Origin of the sequence: Corynebacterium sp. HMSC05C01, assembly GCF_001807155.1 — a bacterium.
GTDB lineage: Bacteria > Actinomycetota > Actinomycetes > Mycobacteriales > Mycobacteriaceae > Corynebacterium > Corynebacterium coyleae.
Genome location: NZ_KV787969.1, coordinates 84908 through 87004, shown reverse-complemented (window position 1 = coordinate 87004; position 2097 = coordinate 84908). Strand labels below are relative to the sequence as shown.

Below are 2097 nucleotides of genomic sequence, written 5' to 3'. Positions count from 1 at the left end.
CACGGGTTCAAATCCCGTACGGGGTACAAGAAGAAAACCTCCGATCTGGTTCGCCAGGTCGGAGGTTTTCGCGTTCGGGCCTTCCCGGCAGGTACCTTGTGTCTATGTTGTGGTTGTTGCCGTCGTTTTTAAGTGGCAGAGCGCGTCAAACTGGCTCAAGCGTGATCGATGCGCTCAGCGTTCCAGTAGCGGCGTCTAGCTTGTTTTCCACGATTCCGTTGCTTGCGGTGCCGGCACTGTTTCTCACGACGCTCGGCGGGGGAGTATTCGGCTCGTCCATGTACGAAGGCTCCAGCGTCGGCGGCTCATCCGGAGGGTTCAGTTCGTACCAGCTGAGCGATACGTTCCCAGACCCGGACGCGCGTCCGGCCGAGTTGAAGTCCCTAACGCACATCGAAAACGACGTCTACGAGGTCGTCGTCTATTCGCACGCCATGGGCACAGAAGTGAAAAACGAGGTGATTCTTCCCGGCGGTCCTGACAACGACACCCCGCGCCCGACCTTTTACCTTCTTATGGGGGCCGACGGTGCCGCGAACGGATGGTCGTGGCGTAATTCTTCGGACTACCAGGAGTTTTTCCAGGACAAGTTGGTCAACGTGGTTACACCGATTGGGTCGGTGTCCTCGATGCAGGCTGACTGGTATCGCGAAGATAAAGCAACAGGGCGAAACAAGTGGCTGACATACCTGACCAAAGAGCTGCCGCCGCTTATCGACGAGCACTTCCACGGCACCGGCCACGACGCCATCGCCGGCATTTCCATGTCCGGAGGGCCGGCGCTGAACATCGCGTCCATCGCGCCGGAGCGCTTTGCCGCCGCGGCCTCCTACTCGGGGTGCCCGGCCACAACCGGGATGCTGGGGGACACCTACGTGCGTGAAGCGCTGAAGATGAATGGCGCTGATCCGAAGAAGATGTGGGGCATGTCGAGCGACCCGGCCTGGCGGGCGCATTCGCCGGTGTTGAACCTGGATGCATTGCGGGACACTGCGCTGTTTATCGCCGCTGCCCAGGGGGTACCTGGCGCGATCGATGCGTCGAAGACATCATCGGAGCGCATTGGCCCGCCTGTGACCATTGAGGCGGCATCCTATGCGTGCTCTGCCTATTTCGCCGACAAAGCCAAGCGGGCAGGCTTGGATGTGGAGTGGTACCCACAGGTGGAGGGCACACATAGTTGGGGGCTTTTTGAAAAGTCCATGCGTGAGAGCTGGCGCGTTATCGGTCCGGCGTTGAATGTGGAGCCGTTTGAGCGCGAAACACCGGTGACAAAGTCGCCGCTGCCAAGCGAAGCGCCACAACCTTTGGGGCAGCGCGGCTCGTCAGGCTCGTCAGAATCGTCAGGGTCGAGTTCGTGACAGCTGTTGGGCTACAGTTTGGCGTGTGAAACCAATGATTCGTCGCGGTGTGGCCCTGTGCGCAGCCACTACGTCAGTGAGCATGCTCGTCGCCACGCCAGCACCGGCGGTGGAATCACGTGAGAGCCTTGGGCTCGTCGAAAAGCAAGAAGCACCTGGATGGACGGGATCATGGCTGATCAACGGCTTCCGTCAGATTGGGCCGGATACTCCGCCGCTAGCAATACCGATCATCCTGATCGGCGCGATGATGAGCGGTATTTTCGGCCACCTGCTGTTCGGACGCTTTGTGTTCGAGGGCAGCTCCCGGGCGGCACAGTCACTTGGCTCGAGCACGGTGGTGGATCAAACGTTCCCGGATTCGGACGCGCCGCCTGCGCAGTTCCGCAAACTGGAGCACTTGCAGGACAACGTGTGGGTGCTCACTGTCTACTCGCCATCGATGCGCCGGGAGATTGAAAACGAACTCATCTTGCCGGAAGGCGGTCCTGAGAACACCGATCCGCGCCCGACGTTCTACCTTCTGGGCGGCGCAGGTGGTGGAATGGTGACCCCGTGGTGGAAAGATGGTCGCGCTTCTGAGTTCTTCGCAGACAAGCACATCAATGTGGTCACTCCGCGCGGCTCTATCGGCTCGCAGCAGGCCGACTGGGCTGGAACGCACGACAAGCACGGCAGTTACAAGTGGACGACGTATCTGACCAAGGAGCTGCCGCCGCTTATCGACGAGCACTTC

At 60.3% G+C, this 2097-nt stretch carries 2 protein-coding genes and 1 tRNA gene (1 of these 3 running past the window's edge); all 3 read left to right on the top strand.

Annotated elements, in window-relative coordinates; all coding sequences use genetic code 11:
* A tRNA-OTHER gene (locus HMPREF3145_RS09350) sits at nucleotides 1-26 on the top strand; it begins 50 nt to the left of the window's first position.
* 174 nt (nucleotides 27-200) lie between these two features.
* Nucleotides 201-1361, top strand: a complete 1161-nt coding sequence (locus HMPREF3145_RS09345) for an alpha/beta hydrolase (RefSeq protein WP_070422964.1) — start codon at nucleotides 201-203, stop codon at nucleotides 1359-1361.
* A gap of 34 nt (nucleotides 1362-1395) precedes the next feature.
* Nucleotides 1396-2097 (top strand): alpha/beta hydrolase-fold protein (locus HMPREF3145_RS12065; RefSeq protein ID WP_246817578.1); only part of this gene is annotated, 702 nt, incomplete at its 3' end.